The organism is Pseudomonas paraglycinae (assembly GCF_021601625.1).
GTDB lineage: Bacteria > Pseudomonadota > Gammaproteobacteria > Pseudomonadales > Pseudomonadaceae > Aquipseudomonas > Aquipseudomonas paraglycinae.
Genome location: NZ_BQHR01000009.1, coordinates 109,320 through 126,192, shown reverse-complemented (window position 1 = coordinate 126,192; position 16,873 = coordinate 109,320). Strand labels below are relative to the sequence as shown.

At 60.9% G+C, this 16,873-nt stretch carries 19 protein-coding genes; 12 read left to right on the top strand and 7 right to left on the bottom strand.

The window, feature by feature from the left end; translation table 11 throughout:
• Nucleotides 1-53: 53 nt before the first annotated feature.
• From L6D82_RS15310 to L6D82_RS15285, 6 genes are read left to right on the top strand one after another with little or no spacing between them, the layout of a single operon-like run.
• Nucleotides 54-2,954 carry a monovalent cation/H+ antiporter subunit A gene (locus L6D82_RS15310; RefSeq protein WP_236190161.1) on the top strand — a complete coding sequence of 967 codons (2,901 nt, stop codon included), beginning with the start codon at nt 54-56 and terminating at the stop codon, nt 2,952-2,954.
• The gene (locus tag L6D82_RS15305; protein WP_003192163.1) at nt 2,954-3,298 is read left to right on the top strand and encodes a Na+/H+ antiporter subunit C; all 345 of its coding nucleotides are present in this window, start codon (nt 2,954-2,956) and stop codon (nt 3,296-3,298) included. The genes L6D82_RS15310 and L6D82_RS15305 overlap by 1 nt, the downstream gene beginning before the upstream one ends.
• Nucleotides 3,295-4,974, top strand: a complete 1,680-nt coding sequence (locus tag L6D82_RS15300) for a monovalent cation/H+ antiporter subunit D (RefSeq protein ID WP_236190158.1) — start codon at nt 3,295-3,297, stop codon at nt 4,972-4,974. The genes L6D82_RS15305 and L6D82_RS15300 overlap by 4 nt, the downstream gene beginning before the upstream one ends.
• Nucleotides 4,971-5,459 carry a Na+/H+ antiporter subunit E gene (locus L6D82_RS15295; RefSeq protein ID WP_085602916.1) on the top strand — a complete coding sequence of 163 codons (489 nt, stop codon included), beginning with the start codon at nt 4,971-4,973 and terminating at the stop codon, nt 5,457-5,459. Before L6D82_RS15300 ends, L6D82_RS15295 begins: the two co-directional genes overlap by 4 nt.
• Nucleotides 5,456-5,734: a K+/H+ antiporter subunit F gene (locus L6D82_RS15290; RefSeq protein WP_011334688.1), complete on the top strand. Its 279-nt coding sequence runs from the start codon at nt 5,456-5,458 to the stop codon at nt 5,732-5,734. The genes L6D82_RS15295 and L6D82_RS15290 overlap by 4 nt, the downstream gene beginning before the upstream one ends.
• On the top strand, nt 5,731-6,093 hold the full coding sequence (locus L6D82_RS15285; protein ID WP_007950534.1) for a Na+/H+ antiporter subunit G: 363 nt from the start codon (nt 5,731-5,733) through the stop codon (nt 6,091-6,093). Before L6D82_RS15290 ends, L6D82_RS15285 begins: the two co-directional genes overlap by 4 nt.
• On the opposite strand, the gene L6D82_RS15280 is transcribed toward L6D82_RS15285, so the two are convergent.
• Nucleotides 6,090-6,530, bottom strand: coding sequence for a DUF3995 domain-containing protein (locus tag L6D82_RS15280; RefSeq protein WP_007950535.1), 441 nt, complete (start codon nt 6,528-6,530; stop codon nt 6,090-6,092). The two genes, L6D82_RS15285 and L6D82_RS15280, sit on opposite strands and share 4 nt — an antisense overlap.
• 94 nt (nt 6,531-6,624) lie before the next feature.
• On the opposite strand from L6D82_RS15280, the gene L6D82_RS15275 reads away from it, so the two are divergent.
• Both L6D82_RS15275 and L6D82_RS15270 read left to right on the top strand, forming a co-directional pair.
• Complete coding sequence (locus L6D82_RS15275; RefSeq protein WP_085602912.1) at nt 6,625-7,011, top strand: DUF2946 domain-containing protein; 387 nt, start codon at nt 6,625-6,627, stop codon at nt 7,009-7,011.
• Between the two features lie 93 nt (nt 7,012-7,104).
• Complete coding sequence (locus L6D82_RS15270) at nt 7,105-9,237, top strand: TonB-dependent receptor (protein ID WP_236190157.1); 2,133 nt, start codon at nt 7,105-7,107, stop codon at nt 9,235-9,237.
• A gap of 114 nt (nt 9,238-9,351) precedes the next feature.
• On the opposite strand, the gene L6D82_RS15265 is transcribed toward L6D82_RS15270, so the two are convergent.
• From L6D82_RS15265 to L6D82_RS15255, 3 genes are all read right to left on the bottom strand, one after another.
• Complete coding sequence (locus L6D82_RS15265; protein ID WP_102687071.1) at nt 9,352-10,368, bottom strand: ABC transporter substrate-binding protein; 1,017 nt, start codon at nt 10,366-10,368, stop codon at nt 9,352-9,354.
• A 128-nt stretch (nt 10,369-10,496) separates the two neighbouring features.
• A complete protein-coding gene (locus tag L6D82_RS15260) occupies nt 10,497-10,694 on the bottom strand; it encodes a hypothetical protein (RefSeq protein ID WP_236190154.1) in 198 nt (65 codons plus the stop codon).
• Nucleotides 10,691-11,161 (bottom strand): hypothetical protein, encoded by a 471-nt coding sequence (locus L6D82_RS15255; RefSeq protein ID WP_236190151.1) that lies wholly within the window; start codon nt 11,159-11,161, stop codon nt 10,691-10,693. Before L6D82_RS15255 ends, L6D82_RS15260 begins: the two co-directional genes overlap by 4 nt.
• Nucleotides 11,162-11,569: 408 nt before the next feature.
• Here L6D82_RS15255 and L6D82_RS15250 point away from each other — a divergent pair, with 408 nt between their 5' ends.
• Together L6D82_RS15250 and L6D82_RS15245 are read left to right on the top strand one after the other, a co-directional pair.
• Entirely contained in the window at nt 11,570-11,833 is a 264-nt protein-coding gene (locus tag L6D82_RS15250; protein WP_085746168.1) for a hypothetical protein, read from the top strand.
• A 39-nt stretch (nt 11,834-11,872) separates the two neighbouring features.
• Nucleotides 11,873-12,109, top strand: a complete 237-nt coding sequence (locus tag L6D82_RS15245) for a DUF2789 family protein (RefSeq protein WP_039767041.1) — start codon at nt 11,873-11,875, stop codon at nt 12,107-12,109.
• A 6-nt stretch (nt 12,110-12,115) separates the two neighbouring features.
• Here L6D82_RS15245 and L6D82_RS15240 read toward each other — a convergent pair whose 3' ends face one another.
• The 3 genes from L6D82_RS15240 to L6D82_RS15230 all read right to left on the bottom strand — a co-directional run bounded on the left by L6D82_RS15240 (nt 12,116) and on the right by L6D82_RS15230 (nt 14,670).
• A complete protein-coding gene (locus L6D82_RS15240; protein ID WP_236190149.1) occupies nt 12,116-12,319 on the bottom strand; it encodes a hypothetical protein in 204 nt (67 codons plus the stop codon).
• A gap of 113 nt (nt 12,320-12,432) precedes the next feature.
• A complete protein-coding gene (locus L6D82_RS15235) occupies nt 12,433-13,656 on the bottom strand; it encodes a methyl-accepting chemotaxis protein (RefSeq protein WP_373870910.1) in 1,224 nt (407 codons plus the stop codon).
• 609 nt (nt 13,657-14,265) lie between these two features.
• On the bottom strand, nt 14,266-14,670 hold the full coding sequence (locus tag L6D82_RS15230; protein WP_039767046.1) for a TraR/DksA family transcriptional regulator: 405 nt from the start codon (nt 14,668-14,670) through the stop codon (nt 14,266-14,268).
• A 409-nt stretch (nt 14,671-15,079) separates the two neighbouring features.
• On the opposite strand from L6D82_RS15230, the gene L6D82_RS15225 reads away from it, so the two are divergent.
• A complete protein-coding gene (locus tag L6D82_RS15225) occupies nt 15,080-15,685 on the top strand; it encodes a glutathione S-transferase (protein WP_236190144.1) in 606 nt (201 codons plus the stop codon).
• Nucleotides 15,686-15,687: 2 nt separating this feature from the next.
• Nucleotides 15,688-16,791, top strand: coding sequence for a DNA alkylation repair protein (locus L6D82_RS15220; protein WP_102687067.1), 1,104 nt, complete (start codon nt 15,688-15,690; stop codon nt 16,789-16,791).
• Nucleotides 16,792-16,873: the final 82 nt, after the last annotated feature.

Genomic DNA, 16,873 nt, shown 5'->3' with positions numbered 1-16,873 from the left:
ATCCGGGAGCTGGCACGTATGATGCTTCACAAACTTCCGCAGATTAGAAGCCTATGTCCCTGATAGTTCTACTGCTTCTGCCTTTTCTGGGCAGCTGTCTGGCAGCCGTGCTGCCGCACAACGCACGTAACGCCGAATCCCTGCTGGCAGGTCTGGTCGCACTGATCGGCACTGTCTCGGTCGCGCTGCTATACCCGCAGATCGCCCACGGCGGCGTGATTCGCGAAGAATTCACGTGGCTGCCCAGCCTGGGCTTGAACTTCGTCTTGCGCATGGACGGCTTCGCCTGGCTGTTCTCGATGCTGGTGCTGGGCATCGGCACCCTCGTTTCCTTATATGCCCGTTATTACATGTCGCCGGACGATCCGGTGCCGCGTTTCTTCGCGTTCTTTCTGGCGTTCATGGGCGCCATGCTCGGGCTGGTGATCTCCGGCAACCTGATTCAAATCGTGTTCTTCTGGGAGCTGACCAGCCTTTTCTCGTTCCTGTTGATCGGCTACTGGCACCACCGCCACGACGCGCGCCGTGGTGCGTACATGGCGTTGATGGTCACCGGTGCGGGCGGATTATGTCTGCTGGCGGGGGTCATGATCCTCGGCCATGTCGTCGGCAGCTATGACCTGGACAAGGTCCTGGCCGCCGGCGATCTGATTCGCGCACATGCCCTCTACCCCATCCTGCTTCCCCTCATTCTTATCGGCGCCCTCAGCAAAAGCGCCCAGTTCCCCTTCCACTTCTGGCTGCCCCACGCGATGGCGGCGCCCACACCGGTTTCGGCGTACCTGCACTCGGCGACCATGGTCAAGGCCGGGGTTTTCCTGCTGGCCCGCCTGTGGCCGTCGCTGTCCGGCAGCGAAGAATGGTTCTACATCGTCAGCGGCGCCGGGGCCGCCACCCTGCTGCTTGGCGCGTACTGCGCGATGTTCCAGAACGACCTCAAGGGACTGCTGGCCTACTCGACCATCAGCCATCTCGGCCTGATCACGCTGCTGCTCGGCCTGAACAGCCCGCTGGCCGCCGTGGCGGCGGTGTTCCACATTCTCAACCACGCGACCTTCAAGGCTTCGCTGTTCATGGCCGCGGGGATCATCGACCACGAAAGCGGCACCCGCGACATCCGCAAACTCAACGGCCTGTTCAAACTGATTCCGTTCACCGCCACCCTGGCGATGGTGGCCAGTGCATCCATGGCCGGCGTGCCGCTGCTCAACGGTTTCCTGTCGAAAGAAATGTTCTTCGCCGAAACCGTGTTCATCAACGCCACGGCGTGGGTCGAAGCCGCGTTGCCTATCGTCGCGACGATTGCCGGCACGTTCAGCGTGGCCTATTCACTGCGCTTTACTGTTGATGTGTTCTTCGGCCCGACCGCCACCGACCTGCCGCACACCCCGCACGAACCGCCACGCTGGATGCGCGCGCCAGTTGAGTTGCTGGTGTTCACCTGTTTGCTGGTAGGGATTTTCCCGGCACAAGTTGTAGGCCCGTTGCTGGCCACTGCCGCCTTGCCGGTGGTGGGTGGCGTGCTGCCGGAATACAGCCTGGCGATCTGGCACGGCCTCAATGCACCGATGATCATGAGCCTGATCGCCATGTCCGGCGGTATCGTGGTCTATCTGCTACTGCGCAACCAGCTCAAGCGCGGCCGCTTCAAGTATCCGCCGCTGGCGGGCCGCCTCAACGGCAAGCGAATGTTCGAGCGCAGTCTGGTGGCGATGATGCGCCTGGCCCGGCGGCTGGAGCGGCGCATCGGCACCAAGCGTCTGCAAACCCAGCTGTTCCTGATGGTGTTGGCGGCAGTGCTGGCCGGCCTGATCCCAATGCTGCACAGCAGCCTGAGCTGGGGCGACCGGCCGAAGATCCCTGGCTCGATCGTGTTCGTGACCCTGTGGCTGCTGGCAATCGCCTGCGCCCTCGGCGCCGCGTGGCAGGCCAAGTATCACCGTCTCGCGGCCCTGACCATGGTCAGCGTCTGCGGGCTAATGACGTGTGTGACCTTCGTCTGGTTCTCGGCGCCGGATCTGGCCCTGACGCAACTGGTGGTCGAAGTGGTGACCACGGTGCTGATCCTGCTCGGCCTGCGCTGGCTGCCACGGCGGATCGAAGAGGTTTCGCCACTGCCAAGCAGCCTGCGCAAGGCGCGGGTACGGCGTCTGCGCGACTTGCTGCTGTCGATTGCCGTCGGTGGCGGCATGGCGCTGCTGTCCTACGCGATGCTGACCCGCCAGACGCCGAACGACATTTCTTCGTTCTACCTGAGCCGCGCCCTGCCCGAGGGCGGCGGCAGCAACGTGGTCAACGTGATGCTGGTGGATTTCCGTGGTTTCGACACCCTTGGCGAAATCACGGTGCTGGCCGCCGTGGCACTGACCGTGTTCGCCCTGCTGCGTCGTTTCCGCCCGCCGAAAGAAAGCCTGCAACTGCCGGCCCAGCAGCGCTTGCTCGCCCCCGACGTGGTCACCGATCTGGTCAACCCGCGCTCGGCCAGCGACACCGCGCTCGGTTTCATGATGGTGCCGGCGGTGCTGGTGCGTCTGTTGCTGCCGATTGCGCTGGTGGTGTCGTTCTACCTGTTCATGCGCGGGCACAACCAGCCGGGTGGCGGCTTTGTCGCCGGTCTGGTGATGTCGGTGGCGTTCATCCTGCAATACATGGTCGCCGGCACCCAGTGGGTCGAGGCGCAAATGAGCCTGCGCCCACTGCGCTGGATGGGCACCGGCCTGCTGTTCGCCACCGTCACCGGCCTCGGGGCGATGGTGGTGGGTTATCCGTTCCTCACCACCCACACCTGGCATTTCAGCCTGCCGCTGCTGGGTGACATCCATATCGCCAGCGCGCTGTTCTTCGATATCGGCGTCTACGCCGTGGTGGTCGGCTCGACCTTGCTGATCCTCACCGCCCTCGCCCACCAATCGGTCCGGGGCCACAAAACCGCTGCCGCCAAAGGAGCCGTCTGATGGAAGAAGTCATCGCAATCGCCATCGGCGTGCTCGCCGCGTCCGGGGTCTGGCTGATCCTGCGGCCAAGGACATTCCAGGTGGTGATGGGCCTGTGCCTGCTCTCTTACGGCGTCAACCTGTTCATCTTCAGCATGGGCAGCCTGTTCATCGGCAAGGAGCCGATCATCAAGGACGGCGTGCCGCAGGATCTGCTCAATTACACCGACCCGCTGCCCCAGGCGCTGGTGCTGACGGCCATCGTCATCAGCTTCGCCATGACCGCTTTGTTTCTGGTGGTGCTGCTGGCCTCACGGGGCCTGACCGGCACCGACCACGTTGACGGAAGGGAGCCCAAGGAATGACGGCGATGACTCACCTGATCGCCGCACCGATCCTGCTGCCGCTGCTGACCGCCGCCATCATGCTGATGCTCGGCGAGAAGCACCGACCACTGAAGGCGAAAATCAACCTGTTCTCCAGCCTCCTCGGCCTCGGCATTTCAGTGATGTTGCTGCAATGGACCCAGACCACCGGCGTTCCCGGTTCGATTGGGGTTTATCTGCCGGGCAACTGGCAGGTGCCGTTCGGCATCGTGCTGGTGGTCGATCGTCTGTCGGCATTGATGCTGGTGCTGACCGGAATCATTGGCGTCAGCGCCCTGCTCTTCGCCATGGCCCGCTGGGACGGCGCGGGGTCGAGCTTCCACGCCTTGTTCCAGATTCAGTTGATGGGACTTTACGGCGCATTCCTGACGGCGGACCTGTTCAACCTGTTCGTATTCTTCGAGGTGCTGCTCGCCGCGTCCTACGGTTTACTGCTCCACGGCTCGGGCCGGGCGCGGGTGTCGTCGGGGCTGCATTACATTTCGATCAACCTGCTGGCCTCGTCGCTGTTCCTGATCGGCGCTGCGTTGATCTACGGTGTGACCGGCACGCTGAACATGGCGGATCTGGCCCTGAAGATCCCGCTGGTGCCGGAAGCCGACCGTGGCCTGTTGCACGCCGGCGCGGGGATCCTCGCCGTGGCCTTCCTGGCCAAGGCCGGCATGTGGCCACTGAACTTCTGGCTGGTGCCGGCCTACTCGTCAGCCAGCGCACCGGTGGCGGCGATGTTCGCGATCATGACCAAGGTCGGCGTCTACACCTTGCTGCGTCTGTGGACGCTGCTGTTCTCGAGCCAAGCGGGCGCTTCGGCTTACTTCGGCGGTGACTGGCTGATCTACGGCGGCATGGCGACCATGGCCGGTGCGGGCGTGGCAATCATTGCCGCGCAACGCCTGGAACGCATGGCCAGCCTGAGCATTCTGGTGTCGGCGGGGATCCTGCTGTCGGCCGTGGGTTTTGCCCAGCCGAACCTGATTGGCGCCGCGCTGTTCTATCTGGTCAGCTCGACCCTGGCGCTGAGCGCGCTGTTCCTGCTGGCCGAGTTGATCGAACGTTCGCGCACCGCCATCGAAGTGCCGCTGGAAGACGAAAACGAACTGCTGCCGCGTCCGCAGGAATGGCAGCGTCCGGTCAAGGGCATCAACCTCGACGACGATCAGAAAGCCGTGGTCGGTCAGGTGATCCCGTGGACCATGGCCTTCCTCGGCCTGAGCTTCATTGCCTGCGCGCTGCTGATTATCGGTATGCCGCCGCTGTCCGGTTTCATCGGCAAGCTGAGCCTGATCGGCGCCCTGCTCAACCCGCTGGGCCTCGGCGCCGGCGAACCGATCTCGAATGCCGCATGGGCGTTGCTGGCCCTGCTGATCCTCACCGGACTCGGCTCGCTGATGGCGTTCTCGCGCCTGGGCATCCAGCGCTTCTGGTCGCCCGAAGAGCGCCCGTCGCCCCTGCTGCGCAAACTGGAATGCGCGCCGATTTTCCTGCTGCTCGGGCTGAGCATCGCCCTGACCTTCAAGGCTGAACCGCTGCTGCGTTACACCCAGGCAGCAGCCGATGCGCTGAACAATCCGCAGCAATACGTAATGGCGGTGCTCGGCACCCGCGCCGTGCCGAGCCCGGAAGCCAAGGCTGCGCTGCTGGAGGTGCAACCATGAAGCGTCTGTTCCCTGCGCCGTGGCTGTCGCTTGCGCTGTGGTTGCTCTGGCTGGTGCTGAACCTGTCGGTCAGCCCGGGCAACCTGCTGCTGGGTGCCGTACTCGGTTTCTGTGCCCCGCTGATGATGCGCAAACTGCGCCCGCAACAAATTCACATCCGCCGCCCGGGCACGATCCTGCGATTGTTTCTGCTGGTCGGGCGCGATGTGATCGTCTCGAACCTGCAGGTGGCCTGGGGTGTACTCAACGCCGGTCGTCGGCCGCTTCGTTCACGCTTCATCAAGGTGCCGCTGGACCTACGCGACGCCAACGGTCTGGCGGCGTTGTCGATGATCTGTACGGTCGTGCCTGGCACGGTGTGGTCGGAGCTGGCGCTGGATCGCAGCATTCTGTTGCTGCACGTCTGGGATCTGGATGACGAGGCGCAGTTCATCCAGCACTTCAAGGTCACTTACGAGCGGCCGTTGATGGAGATTTTCGAATGAGCCCGCTGCTGTCGAACGCGATTCTGCTGACGCTGTTCCTGTTTTCCCTGGCCATGGTCCTCACGCTGGTGCGCCTGTTCAAAGGCCCGTCGGCGCAAGACCGGGTACTGGCGCTGGATTACCTGTACATCGTCGCCATGCTGATGATGCTGACCCTGGGGATTCGTTATGCCAGTGACACCTACTTCGAAGCGGCGCTGCTGATCGCGCTGTTCGGCTTCGTCGGCTCGTTTGCTTTGGCGAAGTTCCTCCTGCGTGGCGAGGTGATCGAATGAACGCTGAACTGTCTCTCTGGGTGGAAATCCCGGTGGCGATCCTGCTGGTCCTCAGCGGCGTGTTCGCCCTGATCGGCGCGACCGGCCTGCTGCGGATGAAAGATTACTTCCAGCGCATGCACCCGCCGGCGCTGGCCTCGACGTTGGGCGCGTGGTGCGTGGCGCTGGCGTCGATCATCTGTTTTTCGGCGCTCAAGTCCGGGCCGGTGCTCCATGCATGGCTGATCCCGATTCTGCTGTCGATCACCGTACCGGTGACTACCCTGTTGCTGGCGCGAGCGGCGTTGTTCCGCAAGCGTATGGCCGGAGATGACGTGCCGGCCGAGGTCAGCAGCCGGCGCACTGAAACCGGCAGTTAAATCCAGGCAACAGCCAACAGCCCGGCTCCCAATATCAGACACAGCGGCGAGTAAACCCAAGTGTCGAGCCGGGCGAACCGCGACCCCTTCACTTCCTTGAAAAACCCCACCAGCTCCGAATCGCCGATTGCCCGTGCAAACATCAGCAGCGCAATCGCGCTGATCACCCATTGCAGCGCCCAGTGATGCACGGCGGGCAGCCACCACCCCACTCGCATGCACACCAGTGCGGCAATCAGTAGCAGGGCTGCCGCCACCACCAGCGTGATCCAGCCTGACGGCTTGAACGCCGGCCTGAGCGTCAGTCCGCCGTTGTCCACCGGAACCTGCGGCACCACCGCCACGGCCGCCCACTGCCCACCCATCGCCCAATACACATGCATCAGGCTGATCACCGCAAATATCGTCACCAGCCATTGAGCCAACACAAAGGTCATGGTCGAGAATCCTTTAAAGGGATTTGAACAAAACATCCTAGTCGGCATTTTTCCATGTGCACGACCGGTCGGCGGTGCGGTAAAGTGCCGCCCCATGAAATTCACCCGTACCGATCGCTCACTGCTGGCCTGGATGCTCTATTGCTGCGTCCTGTTCAACGTGTTCGCCTGCAGCATCGGTCACGGACAAATGGTCGGCATGCAGCTCAACGGTATCGGCGGCCAGTTCTGCGCCGTCGACCCGAGCACCCAGGCGCCGCTCGCCTCGAATCCCGCTGAAGAAAAACTGCCGACCCTGGCCAAGGCCTTCGGTTGTCCGCTGTGCTCCACCGGAGGCATGGGCCCGGCGTTCAACTCCAGCCTGACCCTCGCGATCCTGCCTGAACAACACAGCCCGCCGCTGCCGGTCATCGTCAGCGCCGACCTCCCTGCCCGCTTCATCTGGCCTTCGGCCAACCCTCGCGCCCCGCCCCTCGCCTGAGTGTCCTTGCCTTTTTGATTTGTCAGCCTACTGCGCCAACGCGCGGCGTTCGCCTGTGCGCTGACTCCTAGACAAGTATTCAGGATTCAATCGATGAAACAACTTACCTTGCTGGCGAGCCTTTGCGGCTGCCTGTCCGTCAACGTCTGGGCGCAATCCACCGTGGATCTGGCGCCGATCACCATTGACGGCGAGTCCGGCGTCGAACCGGGCCTGAGCCTCGACCAGTCCAGCGGCATGGCCTCGCGCCTTGGTTTGAGCGTACGCGACACTCCGGCCTCGGTGGCGATCGCCAACCGCACTGACATCGAGCGTCACGGTTCACAAAACTTTCAGGACGCGGCCAACACCTTGCCGGGGGTGAACGCCAGTGCGCCGCCGGGCTTTGGCGGGTTCGTCTCCTATCGCGGTTTTACCAGCAGCCAGATCACCCAGATGTTCAACGGCGTCAACGTTTCCGGCGGACTGGCACGGCCCGTGGATTCGTGGATTTATGACCGGGTGGAACTGGTGGGCGGTCCGTCGTCACTGATCAACGGCGCCGGCTCGGTCGGTGGCTCGCTGAACTACGTGACCAAACTGGCCACCCGCGACGAGCAAGCCATCGAAGGTCGGATCAGCTACGGCACCTACGACACTACCGAAACCGCATTCGGCCTCAACCACGCGCTGACCGAACCCGGCGCCGAGGTGCAGCATTACGCGCGTCTCGACGTCAGCCACAACACCAGCAACGGCTACATCGACCGCCAGGAGCGCGATGCCTGGAGCGTGGCGTTCTCGTTGCTCAGCGACCTGACGCCGAACCTGTCGCACACCCTGGCCCTGGAATATCAGGATGAACACGAAGACAGCCCGTATTGGGGCACGCCGGTGCTCAACCCCAAGGCCGGCGAACTGAAGATCGACAAGCACAATCGCTTCAATAACTACAACGTCGAGGATGGGCGCTACGAGCAGCGGACAATCTGGGTGCGCTCGATCATCGACTACCGGATCAACGACAGCACCACCCTGCGCAACACCCTCTATCACCTCGACAGCCAGCGCGATTACCGCAACCTGGAAACCTATCAATACAACGCCGACAACAGCGCGGTGAACCGCTCCACTGCGTATCAGGTGCGACACCAGGGCGAGCAGAACGGCAACCAGTTCGAACTGCGCCACGACAACAGCCTGTTCGGCCTCGACACCACCTGGTCCGGCGGATTCGAGTACAAGGTCAACCAGACCACCAACTCGCCGCTGAACGTCAAAGGCGCCAGCACGGTGAACCCGAACAACTACCGACCGGGGCATTTCTATGACATCCCCGGAACGATGCCGGGTTTTGTCAGCGACAAGACCAACGAAGTCACGACCAAAGCGCTGTTTGCCGAAAACCGCTTGGCACTGACCGACAAGCTCTCGCTGCTCACCGGTCTGCGCTATGACGACATCGACCTCGACGTGACCAACCATCGCACGGTGACCGCGAGTAACCCGCGCCATCTCAAACGTAGCTGGGAACCGGTCACCGGGCGCGTCGGCCTGACATACCAGTTCATTCCGTCAGCCAATGTGTACGTGCAATACAGCACCGCCGCCGAGCAACCCAATGGCACCCAGGACTTCGATGTCTCGACCGGCAAGCAATGGGAAATCGGCAGCAAGTTCGACTACCTGAACGGGCGCGGCTCGGCGACAGTGGCCGCCTACACCATCGAGCGCAAGGACTTCGCGGTGACGGATCCACTGGACCCGACCAGCAGCATTCCGGTCGGCCAGCAGACTTCGAAGGGCATCGAGATTGCCAGCTCGCTGCGGATCACCAACAAGCTGCTGGCCGAAGGCAACTTCGCCTGGGTCGATGCGCAATACGACGAGTTCAACGAGAAGAACGCCGCCGGCGTAGTGGTTTCGCGCAAGGGCAATACACCGACCAACGTGCCGGACCGGGTCGGCAATCTGTGGCTGACCTACGATTTCTCGCCGCAATGGCAAGGCGGAGTCGATGCGCGGTACGTGGCATCGGTGTTCGCCGACACGGCCAACACCATGACCGTGCCGTCATACACGCTGTTTGGCAGCTTTCTCAGCTACAAGGTGGACTCGCACACCACCGTGACCGGGCGGGTGCGCAACCTGACGAATGAGGTGTATGCCGAGTTCGCCCATGTGTCGCCGGCGTATTACCTCGGCTCACCGCGCACCTTTGAGCTGGCTGTGCAAACCCGCTTCTAAAAGCTTCGCGGGCAAGCCCGCCCCCACAGGAATCGATGTGTTTTCAAAGCTCAGAGCACACCGAAAAACCTGTGGGAGCGGGCTTGCCCGCGATAAGGCCCATCGTTACGGCCTCTATTTCAAATCAGCTGAAACCTTATCTGCCACATCCTTCGGTAACCAAGCCTGCCACACATCCGGATGCGCCTTCATGAACGCCACCGCCGCATCCCGGGGCGCCGTGTGTTTCTCGCTCATTTCGGCCAGCGCCTTGTTCAGGTCATCAATCGGAAAATCGACCTTGCTGAAAAACTCGGCAATCTGCGGATACTGCTTCTGGAACGGCGTGGACACCCCGATCGACAGCTTAGAGGCCAGTGAACGGGTCGGTTTCGGATTGGGATTATCGGCGTCGGTCAGGGTCTTCCAGGCCTCGGCATCAAAAGGCGGCTCTTCCAGCTGAATCAGCTTGAACTTACCGAGCAGAGGGGTCGGCGACCAGTAATAGAACAGCACCGGTTTGCCCCGACGGATCGATGAGCTGATTTCCGCATCCAGTGCCGCACCGGAGCCGCTGCGGAAATTGACGAAATCATCCTGCAAGCCATAAGCCGTGAGCTTCTGCTTGTTGACCACCTCCGATGTCCAGCCGATCGGGCTGTTGAGGAACCGTCCCTTGCTCGGGGATTCCGGGTCCTTGAACACATCCTTGTACTTCTTCAGATCGCTGACACTGCGCAGCTCCGGCGCCAATGGCTTGATGCCTTTGGCCGGATCGCCCTTGATCACGTACTCCGGCACCCACCAGCCTTCGGTGGCGCCTTTGACCGTGTCGCCCAGGCTGACGACCTTGCCTTCGGCCTCGGCCTTGACCCACACCGGACTGCGCCCGGCCCACTCTTCGCCGATGACCTGAATGTCGTTGTTGGCCAGTGCGGTCTCAAGAGTGATGGTGGTGCCCGGCAAAGTGTCGGTCGGCAGGCCGTAACCCTTCTCGACGATGATCCGCAGGACGTCGGTGATCAGGCTGCCGCTTTCCCAGTTCAGGTCGGCAAAGTGGATCGGCGCCTGTGCCGCGCTCACCGCAGGCACCGCCGTCATCAAGCCGAAGGAGGTCAGGCCAGCGGCCAGCAACCGTCGAAATCCGTTCATGCTTTTGCACCTCGTGCTGTTCACAGCAATAGCAGGATGGCCTGACAGAAGACCGCAAGCCTCTGAATACTCAGTCAACTGACTGTAGACGAGGTTCCTACTTTTTCAGGGGCATGACACGGATGAGGCTACTTTTCAGACATTTCCTGCAGGCTCTTCAGCTCGCGTCTGACCATGCTGGCGTATTCCGCAGGCTGCAAGGCGTAGATCTGCGAGGCGACCCACCCCAGCCAGGCGGCCTTCATTTCGGCCTTTGCAGTGAACAATCGACGTGCTTCTTCACGGGCGCTGTCGAGGTTCTGCAAATGGAAATCGGCGCGGCTCACTCGCTGGCCTTGAACGTCACCAGTTCGCCCTTGCGCCACTTGGCGGCCTTGGCGGTGACGGCTTTCAGGGTCTTGGTCAGGCCTTCCTGCAGTTGTTGATTGGCGGCGAACACGGTGACCGCGCTGTGGCCTTCCTTGAACACGATGGCATGGCCGTCGGCCATGGTGACGAACGCATAGTCGCCCAGACCGTACACCGTCATTTTGATTTCGCGAAAGCGGATGTCCATCTTGCCGCCTTCACGGCTCGGCAGCACCGACGCGCTGAAATGATCGCCGACCTTGAGCTTGAGGCCAGGTTTGTCATCGACCACCAATGCGCTTTCGGTGTCGATCTCGGCAACGTAAATGCCTTCGGCGTTCTGCTCGGTGATGTAAACAAAACGCGATTGAAACTGCTTGACCAGCTTTGCCCGCAAATCACCCAGCACGAACAAAGCATGCATATCGAGGTTACTGACTGCCAAAGAAACATCCCCACACTTGAAAAGAGTGCCGTACGCGAAAAGCGCGCACGGCAGAAAAAATCGGCCAGGCCGAAGGTGTTGCGCGATGACTCGAATATACGCCTGAGCGAGCGAAGTGCTCATCCAACGCGAGGTCCACAAGACTACTGGAATGCCACTCACGAAACCTGCAAAGACGTTCTCCAAATGTTGAAGGAAAACGCGTCACGGTCAGCCAGAGAAAACTGACTACGAACTTTAGGGAAAAAACTCACCAAGAAAATCACTTTTCCGACATATCGCACGCAAAAAATTGCTTTAGATAGTGCCATGCCGTCAACAGGTGTTGGCGATTCTAGAGCAGCGATGCTGTTCACGACTACCCGCAACACCCTGTAAATGCGGGTCAATCCATGAAAAGGAATTCATATGTGCACTATGACGCATTTTGCCGTGACTCACGAACCTGCCTTTGTCCTGAACACTCCAGGCTTTGAGACTGTTCCTACAATCGAGTCTTGCGGTCAGGCACCGTTGTTTCAGGTGATCCCGGCGGGCAATGGCTTTTTCCATATCAGGGAAAAGTCGACGGGGCTTGTCAGAGGTTTCCGCGAGGATCACAACGCCGCCTGCGCCCTCGCCCGTTCACTGGAATCGCGGATCGAACTCCTGGCCGACGAGCACCTCAGATAAAGAGAGTGACCGACCCCGCCATCCTTCAAGGAGTACACCATGGAACTGCCTGCTTACAACCTGACAACCCTGTTCGATCAATTAGGGCTGCCTTCGGAGGAAACGGCGATCGACGACTTCATCGAAGCCCATCCGCTGGACGCCGATACCAAGCTGATCGACGCCGACTTCTGGAGCCCGCAGCAGGCGCAGATGCTCAAGGAGTGGCTACGGGCCGATGGCGAGGAAGCCATCATGGTCGATGAGCTGAATGTGCGCCTGCACCGGGGCAAGTAATCTTGATCAGTGCAGGCTGTCACCGGTTTCAGCGCTCAATTGCGCAAGCCATGCGGCCCTGCAATCTTCCGCCTCGTTACGACTTGCAAACGCAGTGCCCCGGCGTTCGCCATTGAGCAGCACCACCCAGCAGACACTTTGCCCCATCGCGCGCAGACCGGCGGGTACACCGCTGCCGATCATCACCGCGACATCGACTCTGCATTGCATGTTGACCTCCCAACTTCATTAGCAACCTAACTATATGGGCATGTTAATGATTTGGATCAAGAGGAAACAGCAACGCCGCTGCACAGCTTAATTGCAGTTCCGGCAACAATGGCTCAGCGCGGCTTCTCCGGTTTATAGCCCAGACGCAACCCGCCCCAATGCCGGCCCTTGACCACGATCGGCACCGACAGATCATGCATCAACTCGCCGGTATCGCGGGTGTAGGTCTGCAACAGCACGGGTTGCTGATGGCTGCCGCAGCGGATGCCGGTGCGGTCGGCGAATTTGCGTTTGGTGCGGTTGTTCACGGTATCGACCTGTGCATCCCCGGTCAGCGGCTGGCTGAATGCCTGATTGTGGGTCGGCACGTAACCCTGCTGCGTACAGGCGATGGCGAACACCAGGCCTTCGTGGCGCGGCAGCAACGGTTCCTGAATGGCCGGCAGCACCTGATCGGTGTAGCGATCAAAACGAGTCTGGAACTTGGCGGGCTGGGTGTCGGGAATCGGCTGATACTGACGGTCGAAGAGGTCCTCAAGACTGATGCGTCCCTGCTCGACATCGGCCTCGAACCGCGCGGCAATCTGGCTGGCCCCTTCGCGGGCGAGGTCGTAGATGCGCTGGTGATAGTCGTCCAGCCCGACTTCGGCCAGGCGTTCGCTGATGGTTTCTGCCTGCCCTTCCATCTGCACGGCGGCCTCGGCCAAGCGTCGGGTCTGTTGGTCGCTGATCGCCAGATCACTGCGCATCTGTTCGATGGCAGTGAACAGGCTGTCGAGCTGTTCACGATTGGTTTCCGCGCCTCGGGCGATTTCGCCGACTTGGGTTTCTACGCCGGCAGCCAGTCGCGCGATGTTTTCCAGGTGCTGACCGGTGTGTTCGACTTGCTCGACGCCCGTGTGCAAATCGTCGGAGAGCTGGCGGATCTGCTCCACCACCTGCGCCGTGCGTTGCTGGATGTCGGCGACCATCTCGCCCACTTCGCCGGTGGCCGTCGCAGTACGGGCCGCCAGACCGCGTACTTCGTCCGCGACCACCGCAAAACCGCGACCGTGCTCGCCGGCCCGGGCCGCTTCGATGGCGGCGTTCAATGCCAGGAGATTGGTCTGACTGGCAATCGACTGAATCACCAGCGTCACGCGCTGGATGTCATCACTGCGCTGGCTCAAGGCTTCGATCAGTTCGCGGCTGGCATTGGCGCGCTGGCTGAGTTGATGCATGCGCGTGATCGAGTCCACCAGTTCGGTGCGCCCTGCTGCGCTGCTGTGATGGGCTTCGCTGGCAGCGTCCAAGGCTTCACGGCTGAGCTGCGAAGTGGCTTGCTCAGTGGCGATCATGACTTCAGCGTTGTTGACGATCTGCGCGGCGGCGTCGAGTTGCGATTGCAGCTTGCCGGCCAGCTCTTTGACGGAAAACGCAACGCCGGCGGCTGACAGCGCGTTATGACTGGTTGTGTAGGAAAGGTCGCGAGTCAGCTCGGACATCGCGTTATTGCTATCGATCGGTTGCGCATCGGGGACCGCCCGGGAACGCAGGCGCGGCAGCCAGACGATCAGCACCGCCAGCGGCATGCCGACGTACAACGGCCATTCGCCCAGGCTCATTCCGGCCAGCAACAGCATCAGAGCGATGCTTTGCAGGGTCGGCGTCAGCCAGCGATTCTTCGGCAAAACAACTGGTGCAGGCAGAGCCGCAACCAGAGATCCATCTCTCGTCATTTTGTTACCCCACGCTTGTTCTCATTGTTGTGACTGCATTAAACGCCACTACAACGCCATTATCCATGGTCCGTTAGTCGTGGGTCTGTGGCAGGTCAATGGAATGGTGCGGGGACTTTCCGGCAGACGAGAAAAAGCAAAGATCGCAGCCTTTTGCAGTTCCCTTAGGAGCTGCAAAAGGCTGCGATCTTTTCGCGACGACCCGCATTGAAGGGGTCGCCTCAGGAATCAGGCCTGACGCTGGTGCTTGTCGATCTGCTCGTGACGCTCTTGAGCTTCGATGCAGTACTTGGTGGTCGGGCTGATCAGCAGGCGTTTCAGGCCGATCGGCTCGCCGCTGTCGTCGCACCAGCCGAAGCTGTCTTCCTTGATACGCTCAAGGGCCTGCTCGAGTTGCGGCAGCATGCGCTGGTCGCGATCGATCGCGTTTACCAGCCAGGTGCGCTCTTCTTCCACCGATGCGGCGTCCGCCGGGTCAGCCGGGGTGTCCAGGCTTTCGATGGCAATACGGTTCTGCTCAATGCGCTCATGGGTTTCGACTTTCATGTTCTGCAACAGCTCTTGAAAGAAAGCGTGTTGCTCGGCATTCATGTAGTCATCTGCCGGCATGGCCAGCAACTTGTCCTTTGTCATTGATATCTCTATAAAAAACGTGCATTAAGGCGAATTAGGGAGCGTTCCGGCGAACCGCCTGCGGTCATCGGAAAGGCATCGTTTATTGCAAACGCCACCCGGCACTCAATTTACGAAGGGGCGGCAGTCTAAGGCCCGTTTGAGGCCTCAGCAACTGTAAATACCGGGAATTCGTCCGACAAGGCCCGGAAACTGCTCTGACACAGGCTTCACAGCGCTCATCGGAGTGCGTTTATAGCAAGAAATTCAGTCGAGCGGCTGTATATAGAAGACAAACGTCGGACGAGCGGCGCTTTGTCGCAATTCGTTACGGTCACTGACCGCAAAACCCTCCCCTCGCAAAGACTGACAAATCCCCCCAACCTCGGCTACGTTATGCCCTCCCCGGTTCGACTTGAAGGAACGCGTCATGAAACTGATCGGCATGCTGGACTCCCCTTACGTGCGCCGCGTGGCGATCTCTGCCAAATGCCTAGGGGTCGAAATGGAACACGACCCGGTCTCGGTGTTCCGCCACTTCGAACGTTTCCAGCAGATCAACCCGGTGGTCAAGGCGCCGACCCTGATCCTTGATGACGGCGAAGTGCTGATCGACTCGACCCTGATCCTCGACTATCTCGAAGCCCTGTCCGGCAAAACCCTGCTGCCCGCCGACCTGCCGCAACGCGCCAAAGCCTTGCGCCTGATCGGTCTCGGCCTCGCCGCCTGCGAAAAAGCCGTGCAGCTCTACTACGAACGCAACCTGCGCCCGGCCGACATTCAATACCAGCCGTGGGTCGAACGCGTCGAAGGCCAACTCGCCGCCGCCTTCACCGCCCTTGAACATGAACTCGAAAAACACCCACTGCCCACCGACGGCCCTCTCCAGCAGGACGGCATCACTCTCGCCGTCGCCTGGAGCTTCACCGGCCTCGTCGTCCCCGACCAGATCGACGCCGATCACTTCCCGCGCATCGCCCAATACACCGCGTACGCCGAAAGCACCCGGGCGTTCATCGACACCCCGATGACCTGACCATGAGCGCCACCGAAACCGCCGCCCCGGCCCTCAAAGAAATCTTCAACGCCGAACGCCTGCAACACATCGCCACAGAAATGAGCGCCGTGTACCCGGCGTTCAAGGCCAAGGCGTTTCTCAAGCACGCCAACGACGGCCTCGCCGACCTCTCCGTCATGCAGCGCATGGCCCGCGTCAGCGAAAGCCTGCATCACGTGCTACCGCTGGATTACGCAGATTCCCTCGCTGTCCTGCGCGAACTTGCCCCGCGACTGAACAGCGGCTTCGTCAGCATGTGCCTGCCGCACTACGTCGCGTGCTACGGCGCGCACGCGTTCGACGCTTCCATGGAGGCCCTGAAATACTTCACCACCTTCGGTTCCTCTGAATTCGCCATCCGCCACTTCCTGCGCAGCGACCTGGAACGCTCGCTGGAACTGATGCACGACTGGACCCAAGACGAAAACCACCACGTCCGAAGACTCGCCAGCGAAGGCAGCCGCCCTCGCCTGCCGTGGTCGTTTCGGCTGGAACCGGTGCAGGCTGATCCACACTTGGCCGCCGGAATTCTTGACCGGTTGAAAGCCGATGAAAGTTTGTACGTGCGCAAGTCCGTGGCGAATCATTTGAATGACGTGACCAAAGAGCATCCGGAGTGGGTGCTGGACACGATTGAGGGGTGGTCGCTGGAGAACAAGCACACGGCGTGGATTGCCAAACATGCGTTGCGGAGTTTGATCAAGCAGGGGAATTCTCGGGCGCTCACGGTTATCGGTGCGGGGGCGAAGGCTGAGGTTGAGTTGCTGGATGTGAAGGTGGAACCGGCGGTTGTGCGGCTTGGGGAGACGATTACTTTGTCGTTTACCGTTCGATCGTTGGTGCCAGTTGAACAGCGGTTGGTGATTGATTATGCGATTGACTATGTGAAGGCGAATGGCGGGACTTCGGCGAAGGTTTTCAAGTTGAAGACGTTGGAGCTGGCGGGGTATGGGAGTGAGGTTGTGGCGCGGCGACAGGTGATCAAGGATTTCACTACGCGCAAGCACTATGCAGGGGTACATACGGTGCATGTGGTAGTTAATGGGGAGCGGTTGGGGAGTACTGCCGTTGACATCATCACTTAATAAGCGTCAAAAATGGTCTGCTCATCGGATGACAACCGAAAGTAGCAGGTACGTTGGATCTTGAACCGAATGATAACCTCTC

Coding starts and splice junctions, on each gene's coding strand:
- L6D82_RS15220 (WP_102687067.1), top strand. CDS start 15,688: ATGAGCGCCACCGAAACCGCCGCCCCGGCCCTCAAAGAAATCTTCAAC.
- L6D82_RS15295 (WP_085602916.1), top strand. CDS start 4,971: ATGAAGCGTCTGTTCCCTGCGCCGTGGCTGTCGCTTGCGCTGTGGTTG.
- L6D82_RS15230 (WP_039767046.1), bottom strand. CDS start 14,670: ATGACAAAGGACAAGTTGCTGGCCATGCCGGCAGATGACTACATGAAT.
- L6D82_RS15270 (WP_236190157.1), top strand. CDS start 7,105: ATGAAACAACTTACCTTGCTGGCGAGCCTTTGCGGCTGCCTGTCCGTC.
- L6D82_RS15250 (WP_085746168.1), top strand. CDS start 11,570: ATGTGCACTATGACGCATTTTGCCGTGACTCACGAACCTGCCTTTGTC.
- L6D82_RS15245 (WP_039767041.1), top strand. CDS start 11,873: ATGGAACTGCCTGCTTACAACCTGACAACCCTGTTCGATCAATTAGGG.
- L6D82_RS15290 (WP_011334688.1), top strand. CDS start 5,456: ATGAGCCCGCTGCTGTCGAACGCGATTCTGCTGACGCTGTTCCTGTTT.
- L6D82_RS15235 (WP_373870910.1), bottom strand. CDS start 13,656: ATGATCGCCACTGAGCAAGCCACTTCGCAGCTCAGCCGTGAAGCCTTG.
- L6D82_RS15265 (WP_102687071.1), bottom strand. CDS start 10,368: ATGAACGGATTTCGACGGTTGCTGGCCGCTGGCCTGACCTCCTTCGGC.
- L6D82_RS15305 (WP_003192163.1), top strand. CDS start 2,954: ATGGAAGAAGTCATCGCAATCGCCATCGGCGTGCTCGCCGCGTCCGGG.
- L6D82_RS15300 (WP_236190158.1), top strand. CDS start 3,295: ATGACGGCGATGACTCACCTGATCGCCGCACCGATCCTGCTGCCGCTG.
- L6D82_RS15285 (WP_007950534.1), top strand. CDS start 5,731: ATGAACGCTGAACTGTCTCTCTGGGTGGAAATCCCGGTGGCGATCCTG.
- L6D82_RS15310 (WP_236190161.1), top strand. CDS start 54: ATGTCCCTGATAGTTCTACTGCTTCTGCCTTTTCTGGGCAGCTGTCTG.
- L6D82_RS15280 (WP_007950535.1), bottom strand. CDS start 6,530: ATGACCTTTGTGTTGGCTCAATGGCTGGTGACGATATTTGCGGTGATC.
- L6D82_RS15225 (WP_236190144.1), top strand. CDS start 15,080: ATGAAACTGATCGGCATGCTGGACTCCCCTTACGTGCGCCGCGTGGCG.
- L6D82_RS15275 (WP_085602912.1), top strand. CDS start 6,625: ATGAAATTCACCCGTACCGATCGCTCACTGCTGGCCTGGATGCTCTAT.
- L6D82_RS15240 (WP_236190149.1), bottom strand. CDS start 12,319: ATGCAATGCAGAGTCGATGTCGCGGTGATGATCGGCAGCGGTGTACCC.